This window comes from Streptomyces sp. NPDC028368, assembly GCF_055565615.1.
Map to the genome: position 1 here is coordinate 183,021 of NZ_JBVHTY010000007.1, position 18,298 is coordinate 201,318.

Sequence of the window (18,298 nt, forward strand, 5' to 3'; positions counted from 1 at the left end):
ATGGCCGCCGCCCCGGAGGCCGGGATCCGCTTCGACAACGTGTCCGTCGCCTATGGCCGGAAGGGCGCAAACGGCACGAACGCCGGAAACGGCGGCGGGACCACCGTCCTGGACTCCTTCTCCCTGACCGTGGAACCGGGCGAGGTGATGGCCCTGCTCGGCCCCTCCGGCTCCGGCAAGACCACCGCGCTGCGCACGGTCGCCGGGTTCGTCCAGCCGGCCTCCGGGCGGGTGCTGATCGGCGGCCGGGACGTCACCGGGCTGCCGCCGTACAAGCGCGGCATCGGCATGGTCGTCCAGCAGTACGCGCTGTTCCCGCATATGAAGGTCGCCGCAAACGTCGCCTTCGGCCTCAAGGCGCAGAAGGTGCCGCGCGCCGAGATCGCCGGGCGGGTCGCCGAGGCCCTGGAGATGACCGGCATGGCCGGATACGCCGGCCGGCACCCCCGGGAGCTGTCCGGCGGCCAGCAGCAACGTGTCGCCATCGCCCGCGCGCTGGCGATCCGCCCCGGCGTCCTGCTCCTGGACGAACCGCTCTCCGCCCTCGACGCCCAGCTCCGCTCCGGCATGCTCGCCGAACTCGCCCGCCTGCACCGCGAGTTGCCGGACGTCACCATCCTCTACGTCACCCATGACCAGGTCGAGGCGCTGACGCTGGCCGACCGGATCGCCGTGATGGACAGGGCTCGCCTGCGCGACTGCGGCACCCCGCAGCAGCTCTACCGCCGCCCGCGCACCGAATTCACCGCGTCGTTCGTCGGCACCGCGAATCTGCTGCCGGTCACGGTGGCCGGCGACGGCGTCCGCTTCGCCGGCCGCACGCTGACCGTCCCGGTGGACGGCGTGGCCGAGGGCGCCGCCGCCACCCTGTGCGTCCGCCCGCACCTCGTCGGACTCGGCGAGAGCTCCGGGGCGGACGGCAACACCCTGCGCGGCACGATCACCGAGGTGCAGTGGCGCGGCGCGACCCACCGCCTGTACGCGGATGTCGACGGCCACCGCGTCATGGCCGATGTGCGCGAACTGCGCGAGACCCCGCCCCTGGGCGAGAAGATCGCGCTGCACTTCGCCCCCGAGGACGGCGTCCTCATACCGGCGGGGATCGGCGGGGACGGTGGCCAGGATGGCTAGTACGCAAACGGCGCCGGCCAGGTCTTCGCAGGCCGCGCCGCCGGCGGTGCGGGCCCCGGAGCGGGCCAGGCCTCCCCGTACCAGGGCGGCCCTGTGGGCTCTCCCGCCCGTCGCCGCCCTCGCCGTGGTCTTCCTCTACCCCCTCGCCCTGGTGGTGTGGCAGTCCTTCACCCCGGACGACGGCGGCCACTCCACCACCCCCTACACCACCGTCTTCGCCGAGGCCTCCTTCCGCGAAGCCCTCACCCACACCGTCCTGATCGCCGTCGGCGCGACCATCGGCGCTCTGCTCCTGGGCCTGGCGCTCGCCCTGGTGATCGCCTTCGTGCCGTTCCCCGGCGGCAAGGCCCTCAGCCGCTTCATCGACATTTTTCTCGCCTTCCCCTCCTTCCTCATCACCCTCGCCCTTCTCTTCCTCTACGGCACCGTCGGTGTGGCCAACGGCCTGTGGACGGACGCGACGGGAGCGGCCACCGGCCCGCTGAACTTTCTGCACACCCCCTGGGGCGTGCTGCTGGCCGAGGTCACCTACTTCACGCCGTTCGTGATGCGGCCCCTGCTGGCCGCCTTCTCCCAGGTGGAGACCGGGCAGCTGGAGGCCGCCGCGTCACTGGGCGCGCGGCCCTGGCGGATCGTACGGAAGGTGATCCTGCCCGAGGCGCTGCCCTCGCTGGCGGCGGGCGGCGCGCTGGTCCTCGTCCTGTGCCTCAACGAATTCGGGATCGTGCTGTTCACCGGCGCCAAGGACGTCGTCACCCTGCCGATGCTCGTCTACACGAAGGCCATTCTCGACGGCGACTACACCGGCGCCTGCGTCGTCGCCGTCATCAACATCGCCCTGTCCGCCGCGCTCTACGCCCTCTACCGGACCGTGGCATCGCGTACCGGCACACGTACGGGTTCAGCTACGGGTTCAGGTACGGCGTCACGTACAGGTTCTCGCAGAGATTCACGCACAGGAGGTGAGCCGCGTCGTGCTGGTGCATAGCAAGGCCGCCCGCCGGGCCGTCCACACGCTGTTCTTCCTTCTCTTCGTCCCCGTCTTCGCGCTGCCCCTGCTGGTCATCGTCGCCGCGTCCTTCGCCACCAGCTGGAGCGGCGCCCTCCCCTCCGGCGCGACCCTGGCGCACTATCAGGACATCGCGCAGGGCGACTCGGCGGGCGCCCTGCTCACCAGCGTGCTGACCGCGCTGGCGGCCAGTGCGGCCGCCCTCGCCGCCGGTACCTGGGCCGCCCTGGCGGCGGAAAGGCTCGGCCGCCGCGCCCGCCGCCTCCTCGACGCCCTGTTCCTCCTCCCGGTCGCCGTCCCCTCGGTCGTCGTCGGCCTCTCGCTCCTGGTCGCCTTCTCCCGGCCGCCCTTCCTCCTCAACGGCACCCCGCAGATCGTGATCATCGCCCACACCGTGCTGGTCACCGCGTTCGCCTACCAGTCCGTGACGGCCGCGCTGACCCGCCTCGACCCGGCCTACGAACAGAGCGCGGCCGGCCTCGGCGCCCGCCCCGCCCACGTCCTGTGGCGCGTCAAGCTCCCGCTGCTGCTGCCGTCCCTGACCGCGGCCGTGGGGCTGTGCTTCGCGCTCTCCATGGGCGAACTGAGCGCCACGATGATGATCTATCCCCCGGACTGGATGCCCCTGCCGGTCCAGATCTTCGCCGCCACCGACCGCGGGTCCCTCTTCACCGGCGCCGCGCTCGCGGTGGCCCTGATGGCCACCACCCTCCTCGTCCTCCTCGGCGTCTCCCGCATCCGCACCAAGGCCGCCTACCGCTAGTCGAAGCCACCGAATCCCTTGCCCTGTTTAGGAGTTGCCCCGCCATGCCCAGCCCCCGCCGCCCCCTCCGCAAGCCGCTCACCGCCGGCCTCGGCGCCCTCGCCCTCGGCGCCTCCCTCACCGCCTGCGGCGGTGCCTCGTCCGCCGACCCCAACGCCAAGGAGATCACCGTCTACAGCGCCGACGGCCTCAAGAGCGAGAAGGGCGACGGCTTCTACGACAAGGTCTTCAAGGACTTCGAGAAGAAGACCGGCATCAAGGTCAACTACGTGGAGAGCGGCTCCGGCGCCGCCGTCCAGCGGCTGGCCCGCGAACGCGCCAACACCAAGGCGGATGTGGTCGTCACCCTCCCGCCCTTCATCCAGCAGGCCGACGGCAAGGGCCTGCTGGACACCTACCGCCCCCAGAACTCGGACCACGTCGCGGCCGCCGACAAGGACCCGAACGGAAAGTGGATCTCCGTCGTCAACAACTACTTCTGCTTCATCTACAACAAGAAGGAACTGAAGCAGGCGCCCCAGGCCTGGAGCGACCTGACGGACGGCAGGTTCAAGGACAAACTCCAGTACTCCACCCCGGGCGTCGCCGGCGACGGCACCGCCGTACTCATCAAGGCCATGCACGACTTCGGCGGCCAGGGCCCCGCCATGGCGTTCCTGAAGAAGCTCCAGGCCAACAACGTCGGCCCGTCGTCCTCCACCGGCCAGCTCGCGCCCAAGACCGACAAGGGCGAACTCCTGGTCGCCAACGGCGACGTCCAGATGAACTACGCCAACCTCACGTCCATGCCGGACCAGGGCATCTTCTTCCCCGCCGCGAAACCCGGCGGCAAGCCCTCCACCTTCGCGCTCCCCTACGCCGCGGGCCTGGTCAAGAACGCCCCGCACAGCGCCAACGCCAAGAAGTTCCTGGACTACCTGCTGTCCGAGGGCGTCCAGAAGGAGGTCTCCGCGGTCGGCGGCGGCTTCACCGCCCGCAAGGACATCAAGGCCACCGACGCCAACGCCACCGCCCTCGCCAAGATCATGAACGGCGTCGAGGTCTTCCGGCCCGACTGGAACGACATCGACAAGAACCTGGACTCCTACGTCAACGCCTGGAAGACGGCCACGGGCAGCTGACGGTGCTGAAAGGCCCCCGTTGCCCACGGGGGCCTTCCTCAGCTTCGCGGTGATCTGCGCAGGGCGTCGGACAGCGCTGCACGGACCTGGTCGGACGCTGCACCGACCTGGTCAGACAAGGTCAACGAGGTCCGCGATGGAGTCCACGACACTGGTCGGCCGGAAGGGGTGATTCTCGATGTCCTCGCGCCGGGTCAGCCCCGTCAGCACGAGGAAGGTCCGCATCCCCGCCTCCAGACCGGCCAGTACATCGGTGTCCATCCGGTCGCCGATCATTGCGGAGGTTTCGGAGTGGGCGCCGATGGCGTTCAGGGCACTGCGCATCATCAGCGGGTTGGGCTTGCCGACGAAGTACGGCTCCTTGCCGGTCGCCTTGGTGATCAGCGCGGCCACCGAACCCGTCGCCGGCAGAGCACCTTCAGGGGAGGGCCCGGTGTTGTCGGGGTTGGTGGCGATGAACCGGGAACCCTCGTTGATCAGCCGGATCGCCTTGGTCAGCGCTTCGAATGAGTAGGTTCGCGTTTCACCCAGGACCACGAAATCCGGTTCCACGTCCGTCAGCACATAGCCGGCGTCGTGCAGAGCGGTGGTCAGCCCCGCTTCACCGATGACATACGCAGTGCCGCCAGGGTGCTGGTTGTCCAGGAACTGGGCGGTGGCCAGCGCGGACGTCCAGATCGATTCGTGGGGCACGTCCAGGCCGATGCGGTTGAGCCGGGCGTGCAGGTCACGCGGGGTGTAGATGGAGTTGTTGGTCAGCACGAGGAAGGGCCGACCGGATTCCCGCAGTCGCTTTATGAAGGCGTCGGCGCCGGGGACGGGGATGCCCTCGTGCATCAGGACACCGTCCATGTCGGTGAGCCATGACTCGATGGGCTTGCGCTCTGTCATGGCCCCCACGGTACGAGGAGGCCCCCGTGATCCGCCATGGAAGGTCGACAGTCGGAATCCTCGCACCCGGCCCAGGCAAGGTGGCCCGTGGCGCAGGGGAGCGACAGCGGCATCGCCCCGGCCGTCCGGGCGAGGCCGCCGGCCGTCCGGCTGCGGTGATTTTGCGTGTGCGCGGGCTCTACGTCGCGGGCCGCCCGAGGAGATCGAGCCGCACCCGTTCCGGCCCGCCGATACGCCCCGCGGCTCACCTGAACGGTGCAGCGCCGGGCCGTACCGGATGCGGACCGCGCCGCGCGGGCGGACCTTCGGAGTATTCGGAGGTTCACCATGGGCTCACCGCAACTGACTCTCTGTGCCGCCGTCGCGGCGTGCGTGGTGACGGCGGCGCCCGCATACGCCGGGGATGAGCGCGGCGCCGGAACCACCAAGGTCTCCGTCGTCCCCGCCGCGGCCGCCCCCGGCGCCGCGGTCACCCTGCAGGTCACCGGATGTGACGCCGCGAAAGCCACCGCCGAATCGTCGGCGTTCACCGGTACGGTGTTGCTGGCCCGGGGCGCCGAGGGGGACGCTCACGCTCTGGCCGGCGGCGCCCGGATCCGTAACGGAGCCGCGCCCGGGGCCCATCCCGTCACCGTCGCCTGCCCGGTGGCGGGCGACCGGGCACTGACCGCCACCGCGACACTCCGGGTCGCCGCGGCCGCCCCCCACAAGCCCGTACCGTCCGACGACGGCGCCGGGCCCGACCGCCGGGCACAGCGGGCGACATCGTCCGAACGGGCCGAGGCCAACCGCGAGATGACCAGCACCTCGGCCGTCGGCCTGGTGCTGACCGGGGGCGCGCTCCTGGTCGTCGCGGGGCAGCTGCTGCGGCTCCGGCTGCGGCCCCGACGCGAACGGGAAGGCGAGGGGAGCGCGGATCAAGGCTGAGGGGGCGGGCCGAGGGGGAGGCGAGGCGGGGAGACGGGGAGCGGCCGCCACGCGCCGCCGCACCCTTCGCCGGCCACGGCCGGGGTTGCCGAGCGGCCGCCGGCCACGGGGGAACGTCGCCGCCGTCGGCCGCCCTCCGGGCCAGGCTCCGCCGCGCGTCCACGACCCGGTCGCCGCCTCCGCCACCGTCAGGCCCACCGGGGTCACCCTCCCCGCCCTCGGCGACGGGCCGGGTCCCTCATGAGGTCCCAATGACTGAGGCCCCTCGCATGGCGAGGGGCCTCAGTCTTACGTGCGCCGCCAGGGACTCGAACCCCGGACCCGCTGATTAAGAGTCAGCTGCTCTAACCAACTGAGCTAGCGGCGCGCGCTGACCTGAAGAACTTTACACGAACTCCGGGGATGCTCCGTACCCACGTCCGAACCGCCCACACCCGCAACGCATGTGACCCGCGCCACTCGCGCGCCTCGCGCCGTCCACGCTGCACATGCCGCCCGGCCGAAGGTCCCGTCATTTCGGGACCTTCGACCAACGGGTTGCCCGAATTCGGCTGTGAAGATCGAATTCATGGGGACTGGTCACCGCTTGCCCGTCAACATGCGCTATCAACCCCCGGTTGAGAGGCTGAGGCGAACGCCGAGGCGAGCGGTCCGAAGCCTGGGCGAGAGCAGTACGGGAAGCCTGAACGAGCCCGGAGGGAACTGGCATGGCAGCGCCGGGAAGTGCCATAGGAAGCCGCAGCGGCGGCTGCCGCGACGGTCGCGGACTGCGGTCACCTCTGGCCGGCGCCACGCCCACTTCCGGCGGAATCACCGGGCCGGATTTCACCGGCCCGGAATTCACTCGCCCGGAAATCGCCGACCCGGAAATCACCGGCTCCCCGCCGGCGGTCCCGCATCCCGTAGGGCGCGGGCCGGCTTCCCCTGAGCGCGCCCACGACGGCCCCGACGGCGGCGAGCCCCTGTCCGGCCCGCCCTCGCGCCCCGGCCGTCCCCGGCCTCCAAGGACGCCGTCACCGGATGGCGTCCGTCACTCCTCCTCCACCTCTGCAACCCCATCGCGCGCGCCGACGTCTGCTAGGACGCGCGCCCCGGAATCGGGTCTCCCGGGACTCGCCCCTCCTCGGAAAGGTTGATCGTCGTGGTGTCGACAGCCAAGCGCACCCTTGAGATGCAGCTCCTCATAGGACCGCACGACGCGGTCCCGGTGGACGGCCGCTTCAGCTACCGCAGTGACCGCCCTTATGAGGTCGAGGTCGACTTCATAACCCGCGGCCGGTCGGTCGCCACCTGGCTGTTCGCCCGCGATCTGCTGCTGGGCGGCCTGCGCGACGAGACCGGAGAAGGAGATGTACGGGTGTGGCCGTTCCGCGAACCGGGGGGACAGCGCCGTATCCACATCGAACTGTCCACCGACGACAGCGTCTGCGAGCTGTCGGTACGTGCAACGGAGCTGACTGCATGGCTGGAGCAGACGGCGGCCATCGTGCCGCCCGGCCGGGAGAACGAATACCTCGACATGGACACCCATCTGGCCCGGCTCCTCGCGGAAAGGCACTGATGCCGACCATGCCGACCCCGACCGACCTCGACCTCGACATCGACCTCACGACGATGACCGACTTCGGCATACCGCCCGCGCAGCGAACCCCGATGCGGCACCCCGCGGACGCCGCTGCCGACGCCGGCACCCGCACCGCCTCCCCTCTGCCGTCACCCGCACCCTCCTCGCCTCCCTCCTCGCCTCCGTCTTCACCACCGTGCGCACCGCCGCACGACACCCGCACGCACGGCTTCCTTCCCGAGCGGCCCCCGGTCCGTTCCATGATCGGAACCTGGACCCGGCTGGACGCCATGGCCCACGCCGCGGCGGCCGCCCCCGGCCGCGAGGCCGCCATCGCCGTCGTGGAACGGGCCCACCGCGCCGATGAATTGAGCGCCCTGCGGCAGCGCGTCTCCCGGCTGTCCCCGCGCAACGCGGAGGCCGCGGCGATGCGCGTCGCGGTGATCGCGGTGTCCTGCGGCTGGAACGGGCTCGACCCACAGGCCCCGGCCGCCCGCCGGATCGCCGACGAGGCGTTTCTCGACCTGTGGGCGGCCGTCGCCCACCGCATCGACCACGACCAGTTCGTCGCGCTGCCCACCCTCGCGCTACGCAACTGGGCCCCCGAACGCAAACCCCGCAAGCACATCCCCATCGACCAACTCGCCCGCACGGAACCGCTCGTCCCCATCGTCCGCTGGGCCCCCGAGGGACAGCCGCTCAGCCGCCTCGACCGTCTGATGCTGGCCGCAACCCGCCTGGAGGCGCACGGGATCTGGCTCTTCCGGCTCGCCGAAACCCTCGCGGGCCGCGCGCCCGACGACTCCTCCACCCAGACGGCCCTACGCCGCCTGGTCCGCGTACAGCACGCCCTGCGCGCCCAACTCCGCTCCGAGGCCGCGGAACTGGCGGCCGCCCCGACGACCCCGCAGCAGCGCGCGGTCCTCGGCGCCCTCGCTGAGCAGGGCGCCCTGGAACCCCCGGTCCTCCAGGCCGCGGACGCGGTACTCGGCGTCGGGGGCCGCCGGCCGGGTGAAGGCAGGCGCCAACTCCATCGCCGCCACCTCCCGGCACCCCATCGCGCCTGGCTGAGTGCGATGGACCGCCACTGCGCACCGGTCCGCACCCTCGCTCACCGAGGTGGCCCCGATGCCGCCACCTACCGCGAGGCGCAGGAATCCCTCATAGCCCTACGCCGTACCTACACCTCCCTGGTCCACACCGCTGCTGCCCACCCCACGTCCACCCCGCTCCCGGCCGCAGCCTGACACCACGCCCCAACTGCCGGTAGAAGAAAGAGAACTACGCCGTGCCGACGCTCCATCGGCGTCGGTAAAAGCCCGACGGAAGCGCGAGCCTCGGGAGAGAATCCCTCCACACCAACGGCTCACCTTCGAAAGACACCCCCCAGTGATAGATGCTTCCGTCGGCGCGCTGCCCGGCCTGGTTCCCGCATTCCTCGCCATGGCCATCCTGCTGGGAATTCCTGTCGCGCTGACCGCCGCGGCCAAGAAGAAATCCCTCATCCTCGCGCTGTTGTTCAGCACCTCACTTTCCGGCGTGCTTGCGGTGACCCTGACCCCGGGCGGTGGAGGCGACCGGGCTTTCGTCTGTGACGCCGGCCTTCCGGCGGCCGCTTTTGTCGCCTCCGAATCCGCTCAGCTGAACTTCTTGCTGTTCATCCCCCTCAGCTTCGTCGCCGTCCTCCTTTTCCGGCGCCCGGTGACGGTCGCCGTCGGCGCCGCCATGCTGGCCTGCTCCATCGAACTCCTCCAGGCATGGGCCTCGCTGGGCCGCGCGTGCACCTACGACGACATTGCCGCGAACGCCGCAGGGGGCATCGCCGGCGCGATCTGCGGCACCGTGTTTCTCTGGATCAAGCAGCGCCGCACCCCCTTCACCCGCAAAGACATCGCGTGGAGCACAGGCCTGGCCGTCACGGCGGCCGTAGCCTTCACGGCCGCCTTCCATTCCTCTGCCACCACCGTCAACGGAGAGGCCAAGGGTTTCGAGGCACGGAAGACGTTCCGCGACTTCCGGCAGCAGGACGAATGGTTGAACCGGACGGTCGTCGAGCTTTTCGGCAAGCACGCGGACATCACCGGGTCAGTGACCAGATACTTGGGGCATGGCCGATTCCGCCTGCTGGCAACGACGAGACGAGGAAATGTCTCCGCGCTATGGCCTGCCCGCAAGCTCGAAAGCGTACGGTCGAAAGCCACCCAAGACGACGCCGGCCACCTCACCGGGCCCGAAATGAAGGCTTCCGGCGAGAAGTTCGCCCGCAGATGGTTTCCCGGTGACATGACGGGAGCCGAGACCACCTTCCGGCCCCTCCCCGGCAAGCAGGGCAGCCACCTGCGCGGCGCCCACGTCCTGAGCTACCGGCGCCACGCCCACGGCGCCATGCCCGCCATACGGCTGGACCTCACCGTCGCGACGTCCGGACGGATCGTGGCCGCGAAGGCCCATAGCTAGAAGGCCCACAGCTGGAACGCACGTCCCCAGAAGGCGCAGCCCCAGTAGGCGCAGATCCAGTAGGCACAGATCCCGCAGGCACGGATCCCGCAGGCACAGATCCCGTTGTCATTGGTATGGACATGTTCAACCTCCCTCACTAGTCTGCCAGTTGGTCTAGACCGCACGTCACCAGCTCACGGAACTCCCCCCACGTTCTTCAGGAGCGAAGCATGCGCAAACGGATCAGTGCTGCCGTGATCGGACTCGGTATCGTCGGTGCCTCCTTCCTCTCCACGGGCAGCGCTTCCAGTCACGGCTACAGCGACGCACCCCCCAGCCGGCAGGCGCTCTGCGCCAACGGGACGGTCAAGGACTGCGGTGCGATTCAGTACGAACCGCAGAGCGTCGAGGCTCCCAAGGGCTTCCCGGCCGCCGGACCCGCCGACGGGAAGATCTGTTCCGGCGGGCACGACAACTTCGCCGAACTCGACGACCCCCGCGGCGGCAAGTGGCCCGGCACCAAGCTCACCCCGGGCCAGGGCTACACCTTCACCTGGCGTCTGACGGCACGCCACTCCACCACGGACTTCGAATACTTCATCACCAAGGACGGCTACGACCCCAGCAAGCCACTCACCCGCGCCGACCTGGAGCCCGAGCCATTCATGACGGTCCCGATGGGCGGCGCACAGCCCGGTGAGACGGTGCAGCATCAGGGCACCGTGCCCACACAGAAGGCGGGGCGCCACATCATCCTGGGCGTCTGGAACATCGCCGACACGGGCAACGCGTTCTACGCCTGCTCGGACGTCGATCTCTCCTGATCTGCCCTTCCGCCGGGCCTCCCTGCCTTCCCTCGGGGAGGCCCCCGGCGCCCATGGCCTCGGCCCGATCGCCGCGTTCGCCGCCACCGCACTCGGCCACCCGGAGCGGCATGGGCCGGCCGTCCGGGCCGCGGCTCCACCCGTGCTCGACCGGCCCGAGGCGCCTCTCAAGGCGCTCGATCAGATGCCGATCCTGTGCCGCCGTTCCCCTCGTCGGTGCCGTAGTCATGGCGCCCCCTCTCGTGCGCTCCCGCGCCCTCGCTCGAACGTGAACAACGGTATGAGAGGCGTGCGGCGGGCACGTCAAACCGTGGGTTGGTCATCCCCAGGGCTGCTCGTAGACCCACGGTTTGATGGACGGCTCCGCGCCTGAGGCAGGCCTTCACGTCTGACGCATGGCTCTACATCTGACGCACAGTCAACTACCCTCCGACGCCATGGCAGCCAAGCGCACCAGCAGCAGGAACACCCCCGTTGCGGCCGGTGGCCCCGCGACCATCGCGGAGCTGGTACAGGCACAGTGGGGCGATCACCGCACCGGAGTGAAGTCCGGCGAGGGTGTGCGCACGCACCATGAGATGGCTGCCGGGGCCGCCGCGCGGGCGGCGCTGTTCGGGGAGTTGTTGCCGCGAGGGGCGGAACCACATCTGGGCGTGCTGCTCGACAACGTTCCCGAATACCCGCTCTGGCTCAGCGCGGCGGCGCTCGCCGGGGCCGCCGTGGCCGGTATCAATCCCACCCGTCGCGGTCCCGAGCTCGCCCGCGACATCACCCACACCGACTGCGCGGTGCTGATCACCGAACGCGCCCACCTGCCCCTGCTGGCGGGGCTGGAGCTGCCCATTCCGCCCGAGCGTGTCCTCGTCGTGGACGACCCGGTGTACCGCGAGCTGCTCAAGCCGTACGAGGACGCCCGCCCCGACGAGATCAGCGGCCCCTGCGCCGCCACCCCCGCCTCCCGGATGCTGCTCTATTTCACCTCCGGTTCCACCGGCGCGCCCAAGGCCGCCATCTGCACCCAGGGGCGGCTGGCCGCCGCCGGGCATTCACTGGTCAGGTATTTCGGGGTGCGGCGGGACGATGTGCACTACCTCTGTATGCCGATGTTCCACGGGAACGCCGTGATCGCCGGCTGGGCCCCGGCGCTCGCCGGCGGCGCGGCCGTCGCACTGCGGCGCCGCTTTTCGGCCTCCGCCTTCCTTCCGGATGTCCGCCGCTACGACGCCACGTACTTCACCTACGTCGGCCGCGCCGTGCAGTATCTGCTCGCCACGCCGCCCGCTCCCGACGACCGCGACCACCCGCTCCGTACGGGATTCGGCACCGAGGCGGGAACGGTCGACGCCGCCCGCTTCGCGGACCGGTTCGGTGTGCGCCTGATAGAGGGGTATGGCTCCTCCGAGGGCGGCGCCGCACTCCAGCGCTCATCGGACACCCCGCCCGGCGCCATCGGGCGGCCCGCCCCCGGTGACGATCTCGCCGTCGTCGACCCGGAAACCGGCGCCGAGCTGCCGCGCGCCCGCCTCGACGCCGACGGCCGGCTGCTGAACGGCGAGCAGGCCATAGGAGAGCTGGTCAATCGCGGCCGCAGCTCCTTCGAGGGCTACTGGTGCAACCCGGAGGCCACCGCCGCGCGCACCCGCGGCCACCTGGCGGGGCGAGCCGGCGCCGGCTGGTACTGGACCGGCGATCTCTTCTTCCGGGATGCCGAGGGGTTCTTCCACTTCGCGGGCCGTACCGACGACAGGCTGCGGGTCGACAGCGAGAATCTCGCCGCCGCGATGATCGAGAACATCCTCGCCCGCTACGCCCCGGCCACCGGCGTCGCCGTTTACGCCGTGCCCGACCCCGTCGCCGGAGACCAGGTCATGGCGACCCTTGCGGTGCGGGACGGCGCGGCGTTCGACCCGGAGAAGTTCGTGGCCTTTCTCGCCGCTCAGCCCGATCTCGGGACGAAAATGGCGCCGCGTTTCGTACGGACCGTGGCCGCGCTCCCGGTGACCGCCACCAACAAGGTGCACCGGGTCGCCCTCCGGAGGGCCGGATTCCGCTGTCCGGAACCGGTCTGGTGGACGCCGATGGGGGCCGCATCTGCGGGGGCCGCCGGGGCTGCCGCACCCGCCGGAAGCTCATACCGCCGCTTCACCGGTGAAGACCGTGCCGCCCTGCTGGCCCGCTACCGCGACCACGATCGCGCCCACCTCCTGGAGCGGTGAGAACGCAGAAGTGGGCGTCCCCGGAGAACCGAGAACACCCACTTCACAGGTGCGCCGCCAGGGACTCGAACCCCGGACCCGCTGATTAAGAGTCAGCTGCTCTAACCAACTGAGCTAGCGGCGCGCGCTGACGGAAGAAATACTACCTGGTCCGAAGGGGTGCTCCCGACCACGCCCGCACCGGCCCGGCGATCCCCGCTCAGATCGCCAGCGACAGCAGCACCGGAGCGGCTCGGCGGTTGAGGGCGTCGGCGGCCTGGCGCAGACGGTGGGCGTGTTCCAGGGGCATGGACAGCGCGAGGCAGCCGACCGTCGAACCGGCGGTGATCGGGACGGCCGCGCAGACCGTGCCGACGGCGTACTCCTGAAGATCCAGAACGGGCACCGTCGGTGGCTGGCTGTCGAGCTTGTGGAAGAGAACCTTCTCGTTGGTGATCGTCCGGGAGGTGAGCCGGGCGGTCTTGTGACGCGAGAGGTGGTCTTTCCGGCCATCGTGGTCCAGCTGCGCGAGCAGGCACTTGCCTACTGCGCTGGCGTGGGCGGTGCGACGGAATTCGGCCCATTCGTTGACCTTCGGGGCCAGTGGCCCGTCGGCGTAGTGCAGGATCTTGACCTCGCCGTCGATGTAGCGGCTGATGTAGACCGCCGCGCCCACCGAATCGCGTAGTTCGTCGAGGGTGACCTGCAGTTTGTCGCGCAGGGCGTGGTTCCGGTCGCCGCCGGAACCCAGCAGGAGCAGAGATTCGCCCACGACATACGCGCCGTCCGCGACCTGTTCCACATAGCGCTCGCGCCGCAGCATCGACAGCATGTGGGCGAGGTGGCCCGTGGGCAGGCCGGTTTCGCGTGCGATCTGGACATCGGTCACGCCGTCGGCGTGCTTGGAGATCGCTTCGAGCACGCGAAGGGCGTACTGCACCGAATGGAACGGCGCGGTCGGCTCGGGCTTCAGCGCCACGGTGTCCCCCTAGCAGGTTGTTACCGCTTGCGTCGTCACCTCGTCGGCGGTCACGGCGGCGCATGCGCGGACCGTTCCCGGACAACGGGGCTCGTATCACGATAGCGGTCAACGGCCCGCGATGGAGGGGGTCTTGACCGAAAGACGATGTCTTTCACGCGTCTGTGCAGGAGAGAGTTTCACTGGCATATGACACAGGCACGGTAGCGGGTGGGTCGTGCGCCGGGTGGGCATCCTGTGACGTGCCGGAGCCCGGCCCTTCGGAGAGGGCCGGGCTCCGTTGCACGTGGCACGGGGGCGCACATAGAGGTGCTTGGGCGTGCGCCGGGGGCGCATCGGTGGCAACGACGGGGGCAGCCGTCACGGGAGTCGCGCGAGTCCCGGTGGCCTCATGGATCCCACGAGCCAGACGTCCATCAAGCCAGACGTCCATCAAGCCAAATGTCCATGCCCATCAAGCCGGACGGCCACCGGGCCGGGTCCCACCGGACCGCGCACCGACCGGACCACGCACCACCGGACCAAGCGCCCCCGCCGCACCAACCCGGCGCTACAGCACCGCGCTCAAGAACTCCCGGGTCCGCTCGTGCTCCGGGTCCGTGAAGATCTGCTCCGGCGGGCCGAACTCGATGACCCGGCCGGCGTCGAACATCATCACGCAGTCCGAGATGTCCCGGGCGAAGTTCATCTCGTGCGTGACGCAGAGCATCGTGATGTCCGTGGTGTGCGCGATGTCCCGCAGGACGTCCAGCACGCCGGCCACCAGCTCCGGGTCGAGCGCCGAGGTCACCTCGTCCAGCAGCAGCACCTGCGGCCGCATCGCCAGCGCCCGCGCGATGGCGACCCGCTGCTGCTGGCCGCCGGAGAGCTGGGTGGGGTACTTGTCGAGGTGCTCGGTCAGGCCCACCAGGTCCAGCAGTTCGCGGGCCCGCTCCTCCGCGGCGTCCTTGTCCAGGCCCAGGACGTGCACCGGTGCCTCGGTGATGTTCCGCAGCACCTTCATGTTGGGGAAGAGGTTGAACTGCTGGAAGACCATGCCGATGTTCTTGCGGATCGCGCGGCTGTGCTTGTCGCTCGCCGGGACGAGCTTGTCGCCCTTCTTCTCGTGGGTGAGGTATTCGCCGTTGAGCGTGATGGTGCCCTCGTCCGGCTTCAGCAGCGTCATCATCAGCCGCAGGATCGTGGTCTTGCCGGAGCCGGAGGGGCCGATCAGCGTGACGTGCTTGCCGGAGTAGACCTTCATGTCCAGCGAGTCGAGGACGGTGTGGGAGCCGAAGCGCTTGGTGACCTTGTCGAAGTGGATCAGTTCGCTGCCGTCGACCGCCGGGTTGGCGCTCTCGCCGGTCCCGGTGCCGGACGCAACGCCCTGCCCGTTCGCGGTGTTCTTGGGTGTGTTGGGGGTGCTGTCAGCGGACAAGGCGACGCTCCAGGGCTCGCAGAAGAAGAGAAGCGGGGTAGGCGATGACGATGAAGGCGATACCGACGACCGTGTAGGGCTCGACGGTCTGGAAGGTCTCGGAGGAGAACTGCCGTGCCTCGCCGAGCATTTCCAGCACACCGATGGCGACGAGCATCGGAGAGTCCTTCAGCATCGCGATGACGTAGTTGCCCAGCGCGGGGACGACCCGGCGGATCGCCTGCGGCAGGATCACCGCGATCCAGGTGCGGCTGCGCGGCAGGCTCAGCGCGGTCGCCGCCTCCCATTGGCCGGCCGGTACGCCGTCGATGCCGGCGCGGTAGACCTCGGCGGTGTACGTCGAGTAGTGCAGGCCGAGCCCGATCACGCCGGTGACCATGGCGGTCAGCGTGATGCCCCACTCGGGCATCACGTAGTAGAGGAAGAACAGCTGCACCAGCAGCGGGGTGTTGCGGACGAACTCGGTGATCGCGGTCACCGGCCAGCGCACCACCTTGAGAGAGGAGCGCTGCGCAAGTGCCCATACGAGACCGAGCGCGAAGGCCATCAGCGAGCCGAGCACCAGGACCTGGAGGGTGACCAGCACGCCCTTCCAGAACATCGGCATGAAGTCGCCGACCGCGGACCAGTCGAACGTCATCACACATCACCTTCCGCTGCGGCGCCGGTCGTCGGGCTGGTGGCCGTACGGGCCACCGGGCCGATCGGAGACGACTGCCGGCCGATGCTCAACCTCGATGTCAGCCCGGCCCGCTTCGGCGGGGCCTGGCCGATACCTGTCTTGGCGTGCCGCTCCACCACACGCATCCCCCGGGTCAGCACAAAGGCCAGTACGAAGTACATGACCAGGATGATCGTGTAGACGGGCGCGCTCTGTGCGGTCGCGTTCCGCACCAGCTGCGCGCCGAAGGTGATGTCGGGGACGCCCAGGAGCGACACCAGCGCGGTGCCTTTGAGCAGCTCGATCAGCAGGTTGTTGAACGGCGGGACCATCTCCGGCCAGGCCTGCGGCAGGACGATCTTCCGCAGCTGCTGGGCGGGCGAGAAGCTGAGCGCGATGCCCGCCTCGCGCTGTGCGGGGGAGACCGCCGCGATGGCGCCGCGGACGACCTCGGAGCCGTACGCGCCGTATGTCAGGCCGAGGGTGAGGACCGCGGCCCACATCGGGACCAGCTGCCAGCCGAAGGCCATCGGAAGCACGAAGAACACCCAGAACATCAAGATCAGCGCGGAGGTGCCACGGAAGATCTCGAAATAGGCGCCGGACAGAAAGCGGACGATCCGCAGACGGTGGGTGCGCGCGATGCCGATCCCGAAGGCCACCACCGCGGCGAGTGCCGCGCTGTAGACGGTCAACTGGACGGTGATCCAGACGCCGTTGAGGAGGAGTTTCCACAAACCCCAGCTGATATCGCTCATGGCCGGCACTTCTCCTTGGCGGTGATCTTCGTCATCTGATGCTTCGTGAAGCCGAAGGGCCGCATCAGATCCAGGAGTTCGCCGGACTTCTTCATCTTGTGCAGCTCGCGGTTGAACGCATCGCGCAGATGGGTCTCCGGCGTGCGGAACGCGAAGCCGCCGACATCGATGACCGGCTTGCCCTTCACATACGGGGTGACCTCGCCGGTCGCCTCGGCCCGGGTGGTCTTCGACTGCTGTACGACATTGCGTACGGTCACCGCCGTGCCGACGAAGACGTCCACCCGGCCCTGCTCGACGGCGAGCAGACCCGCCAGCTGGTCCGGCAGCGTGGTGATCTCCTTGACGCCGGCTTCCTCGGCGTAGCCGATCTCGGCGTATCCCACGCCGGTCGCCACCTTCGCCCCGGTGCGGGCGAGGTCCTTGTAGGTGTGGAGCCCCAGCGGATTTCCTTTGCGGACGATGAAAGCGTCCAGCATCTGATATTCGGGATCGGCGAAAATGACCTTTGCGCAACGCTCGGGGTTGATGTACATACCCGCCGCAACCACATCGAACTGCTGGGAATTCAGCCCGACGATCAGCGAACCGAAATCGGTCGGAAAGGGTTCGACCTTGGGCACGCCGAGCCTTTTGAAGATCACCCCCGCGATGGTGGGCGCCGAGCCGGTCATCTTGCCGTCCCGGCCGATGTAGCCGTACGGCTGCTCACCCGCCAGGCCCAGCGTGACCGAGCCCTTGGCGCGCAGCCGCTGCAGCAGATGCCCGCCGTCCTTGGCCTCGTCCGTCGACACCCGGCTGCAGGCGCTGGTCGCCCCTACTGCACCCGCTGCGCCGAGCGCCGCTACCCCCGCGAGCAGCGAGCGGCGACGGATGCCGCCTGTTGATTGTTCTTCGGTTTTTGAGGTCTTCCCCTGTGGTGGAGCCATGGGCGCGCGACTACCCGAAACCCTTCGAACATATGCCGATCGTTTCCGGCCCTTGATGAAAGCGAGAGTGATACGGGTGAGAGAGGCGAGTGAGGGAGATACGTGCGGCGGGACTTGTTCCGTAAGCCGGTATTGCCCCCCTACGATCTGGGCATGACCGATCGCTTCATCGAAGTTTTCCTGGACAAGCGCGGCGTCAGCTGCACAGCCAAGTTGCTCGACGACCGCGCGCCGATCACCTGTAACGCCGTCTGGGACGCTCTCCCGCTCGGCGGCGACGTCTATCACGCCAAATACGCCCGCAACGAGATCTACACCCTGGTCCCGCCGTTCGCCCCCCAGGAGCCGCCGCTCGAGAACCCCACGATCACCCCGATCCCCGGCGATCTGTGCTATTTCACCTTCAGTGATACGCAGTTGGGCACCGCGTCCTACGGCTACGAACAAGAGGCCACGCACCAGGGCCGCGCCACCGTCGTCGATCTCGCCCTCTTCTACGAGCGCAACAACCTGCTGATCAACGGTGACGCGGGCTGGGTGCCGGGCATCGTGTGGGGTGCGGTCGTCGACGGCCTGGACCGGATGGCCGATGCCTGCCAGGACCTGTGGCGGGCCGGCGCCCTGGGGGAGACCCTCAACTTCCGGCGGGCCTAGGGCCTGTCGTCAAACTCCCGCCTGCCCCGCGACGCC

General features: G+C 69.5%; 17 protein-coding genes and 2 tRNA genes. 11 read left to right on the forward strand and 8 right to left on the reverse strand.

Annotation, left to right across the window (positions count from 1 at the left end; translation table 11 throughout):
• Genes ACZ4S3_RS18235 through ACZ4S3_RS18250 form a run of 4 tightly spaced genes read left to right on the forward strand, consistent with a single transcriptional unit; the run spans position 1 to position 4,024 of the window.
• Entirely contained in the window at positions 1–1,131 is a 1,131-nt protein-coding gene (locus ACZ4S3_RS18235; RefSeq protein ID WP_467934749.1) for an ABC transporter ATP-binding protein, read from the forward strand.
• The gene (locus ACZ4S3_RS18240; RefSeq protein ID WP_467934752.1) at positions 1,124–2,119 is read left to right on the forward strand and encodes a 2-aminoethylphosphonate ABC transporter permease subunit; all 996 of its coding nucleotides are present in this window, start codon (positions 1,124–1,126) and stop codon (positions 2,117–2,119) included. The genes ACZ4S3_RS18235 and ACZ4S3_RS18240 overlap by 8 nt, the downstream gene beginning before the upstream one ends.
• A complete protein-coding gene (locus ACZ4S3_RS18245) occupies positions 2,106–2,903 on the forward strand; it encodes an ABC transporter permease (RefSeq protein WP_467934756.1) in 798 nt (265 codons plus the stop codon). Before ACZ4S3_RS18240 ends, ACZ4S3_RS18245 begins: the two co-directional genes overlap by 14 nt.
• Positions 2,904–2,947: 44 nt before the next feature.
• Positions 2,948–4,024, forward strand: coding sequence for a 2-aminoethylphosphonate ABC transporter substrate-binding protein (locus tag ACZ4S3_RS18250; protein ID WP_467934760.1), 1,077 nt, complete (start codon positions 2,948–2,950; stop codon positions 4,022–4,024).
• A gap of 111 nt (positions 4,025–4,135) precedes the next feature.
• Here the strand turns inward: ACZ4S3_RS18250 and ACZ4S3_RS18255 are convergent, their stop codons facing one another.
• Positions 4,136–4,915, reverse strand: coding sequence for an HAD-IIA family hydrolase (locus tag ACZ4S3_RS18255; RefSeq protein WP_467934765.1), 780 nt, complete (start codon positions 4,913–4,915; stop codon positions 4,136–4,138).
• Positions 4,916–5,242: 327 nt separating this feature from the next.
• Here ACZ4S3_RS18255 and ACZ4S3_RS18260 point away from each other — a divergent pair, with 327 nt between their 5' ends.
• Positions 5,243–5,842, forward strand: coding sequence for a hypothetical protein (locus tag ACZ4S3_RS18260; RefSeq protein ID WP_467934769.1), 600 nt, complete (start codon positions 5,243–5,245; stop codon positions 5,840–5,842).
• 293 nt (positions 5,843–6,135) lie between these two features.
• On the opposite strand, the gene ACZ4S3_RS18265 is transcribed toward ACZ4S3_RS18260, so the two are convergent.
• A tRNA-Lys gene (locus tag ACZ4S3_RS18265) sits at positions 6,136–6,209 on the reverse strand.
• 774 nt (positions 6,210–6,983) lie between these two features.
• Between ACZ4S3_RS18265 and ACZ4S3_RS18270 the strand changes: the two genes are divergently transcribed.
• The 5 genes from ACZ4S3_RS18270 to ACZ4S3_RS18290 all read left to right on the forward strand — a co-directional run bounded on the left by ACZ4S3_RS18270 (position 6,984) and on the right by ACZ4S3_RS18290 (position 12,885).
• Entirely contained in the window at positions 6,984–7,403 is a 420-nt protein-coding gene (locus tag ACZ4S3_RS18270) for an SsgA family sporulation/cell division regulator (protein ID WP_467934773.1), read from the forward strand.
• An 8-nt stretch (positions 7,404–7,411) separates the two neighbouring features.
• Positions 7,412–8,653, forward strand: a complete 1,242-nt coding sequence (locus ACZ4S3_RS18275) for a hypothetical protein (RefSeq protein WP_467934778.1) — start codon at positions 7,412–7,414, stop codon at positions 8,651–8,653.
• Positions 8,654–8,849: 196 nt separating this feature from the next.
• Positions 8,850–9,863, forward strand: a complete 1,014-nt coding sequence (locus ACZ4S3_RS18280) for a VanZ family protein (RefSeq protein WP_467934782.1) — start codon at positions 8,850–8,852, stop codon at positions 9,861–9,863.
• A 212-nt stretch (positions 9,864–10,075) separates the two neighbouring features.
• The gene (locus tag ACZ4S3_RS18285) at positions 10,076–10,669 is read left to right on the forward strand and encodes a lytic polysaccharide monooxygenase auxiliary activity family 9 protein (protein ID WP_467934787.1); all 594 of its coding nucleotides are present in this window, start codon (positions 10,076–10,078) and stop codon (positions 10,667–10,669) included.
• Between the two features lie 437 nt (positions 10,670–11,106).
• Positions 11,107–12,885: an AMP-binding protein gene (locus tag ACZ4S3_RS18290; protein WP_467934791.1), complete on the forward strand. Its 1,779-nt coding sequence runs from the start codon at positions 11,107–11,109 to the stop codon at positions 12,883–12,885.
• Positions 12,886–12,935: 50 nt separating this feature from the next.
• Here ACZ4S3_RS18290 and ACZ4S3_RS18295 read toward each other — a convergent pair.
• From ACZ4S3_RS18295 to ehuB, 6 genes are all read right to left on the reverse strand, one after another.
• Positions 12,936–13,009: transfer RNA gene (locus tag ACZ4S3_RS18295), tRNA-Lys, on the reverse strand.
• A gap of 75 nt (positions 13,010–13,084) precedes the next feature.
• Positions 13,085–13,843 (reverse strand): IclR family transcriptional regulator, encoded by a 759-nt coding sequence (locus ACZ4S3_RS18300; RefSeq protein WP_467934795.1) that lies wholly within the window; start codon positions 13,841–13,843, stop codon positions 13,085–13,087.
• A 550-nt stretch (positions 13,844–14,393) separates the two neighbouring features.
• Positions 14,394–15,260 carry an ectoine/hydroxyectoine ABC transporter ATP-binding protein EhuA gene (ehuA, locus tag ACZ4S3_RS18305; RefSeq protein ID WP_467934799.1) on the reverse strand — a complete coding sequence of 289 codons (867 nt, stop codon included), beginning with the start codon at positions 15,258–15,260 and terminating at the stop codon, positions 14,394–14,396.
• A complete protein-coding gene (gene ehuD, locus ACZ4S3_RS18310; RefSeq protein ID WP_467934803.1) occupies positions 15,250–15,900 on the reverse strand; it encodes an ectoine/hydroxyectoine ABC transporter permease subunit EhuD in 651 nt (216 codons plus the stop codon). Before ehuD ends, ehuA begins: the two co-directional genes overlap by 11 nt.
• Positions 15,900–16,679, reverse strand: coding sequence for an ectoine/hydroxyectoine ABC transporter permease subunit EhuC (gene ehuC, locus ACZ4S3_RS18315; protein ID WP_467934807.1), 780 nt, complete (start codon positions 16,677–16,679; stop codon positions 15,900–15,902). The genes ehuD and ehuC overlap by 1 nt, the downstream gene beginning before the upstream one ends.
• On the reverse strand, positions 16,676–17,608 hold the full coding sequence (gene ehuB, locus ACZ4S3_RS18320) for an ectoine/hydroxyectoine ABC transporter substrate-binding protein EhuB (protein ID WP_467934811.1): 933 nt from the start codon (positions 17,606–17,608) through the stop codon (positions 16,676–16,678). The genes ehuC and ehuB overlap by 4 nt, the downstream gene beginning before the upstream one ends.
• A gap of 153 nt (positions 17,609–17,761) precedes the next feature.
• Between ehuB and ACZ4S3_RS18325 the strand changes: the two genes are divergently transcribed.
• Entirely contained in the window at positions 17,762–18,262 is a 501-nt protein-coding gene (locus ACZ4S3_RS18325; RefSeq protein ID WP_467934815.1) for a DUF3830 family protein, read from the forward strand.
• Positions 18,263–18,298 lie beyond the last annotated feature (36 nt).

Bases quoted from the DNA above. Each gene is read 5' to 3' on its own strand.
- ACZ4S3_RS18235 (WP_467934749.1), top strand. From the start codon at position 1: ATGGCCGCCGCCCCGGAGGCCGGGATCCGCTTCGACAACGTGTCCGTC.
- ACZ4S3_RS18240 (WP_467934752.1), top strand. From the start codon at position 1,124: ATGGCTAGTACGCAAACGGCGCCGGCCAGGTCTTCGCAGGCCGCGCCG.
- ACZ4S3_RS18250 (WP_467934760.1), top strand. From the start codon at position 2,948: ATGCCCAGCCCCCGCCGCCCCCTCCGCAAGCCGCTCACCGCCGGCCTC.
- ACZ4S3_RS18255 (WP_467934765.1), bottom strand. From the start codon at position 4,915: ATGACAGAGCGCAAGCCCATCGAGTCATGGCTCACCGACATGGACGGT.
- ACZ4S3_RS18260 (WP_467934769.1), top strand. From the start codon at position 5,243: ATGGGCTCACCGCAACTGACTCTCTGTGCCGCCGTCGCGGCGTGCGTG.
- ACZ4S3_RS18275 (WP_467934778.1), top strand. From the start codon at position 7,412: ATGCCGACCCCGACCGACCTCGACCTCGACATCGACCTCACGACGATG.
- ACZ4S3_RS18280 (WP_467934782.1), top strand. From the start codon at position 8,850: ATGGCCATCCTGCTGGGAATTCCTGTCGCGCTGACCGCCGCGGCCAAG.
- ACZ4S3_RS18285 (WP_467934787.1), top strand. From the start codon at position 10,076: ATGCGCAAACGGATCAGTGCTGCCGTGATCGGACTCGGTATCGTCGGT.
- ACZ4S3_RS18290 (WP_467934791.1), top strand. From the start codon at position 11,107: ATGGCAGCCAAGCGCACCAGCAGCAGGAACACCCCCGTTGCGGCCGGT.
- ehuD (WP_467934803.1), bottom strand. From the start codon at position 15,900: ATGACGTTCGACTGGTCCGCGGTCGGCGACTTCATGCCGATGTTCTGG.
- ehuC (WP_467934807.1), bottom strand. From the start codon at position 16,679: ATGAGCGATATCAGCTGGGGTTTGTGGAAACTCCTCCTCAACGGCGTC.
- ehuB (WP_467934811.1), bottom strand. From the start codon at position 17,608: ATGGCTCCACCACAGGGGAAGACCTCAAAAACCGAAGAACAATCAACA.
- ACZ4S3_RS18325 (WP_467934815.1), top strand. From the start codon at position 17,762: ATGACCGATCGCTTCATCGAAGTTTTCCTGGACAAGCGCGGCGTCAGC.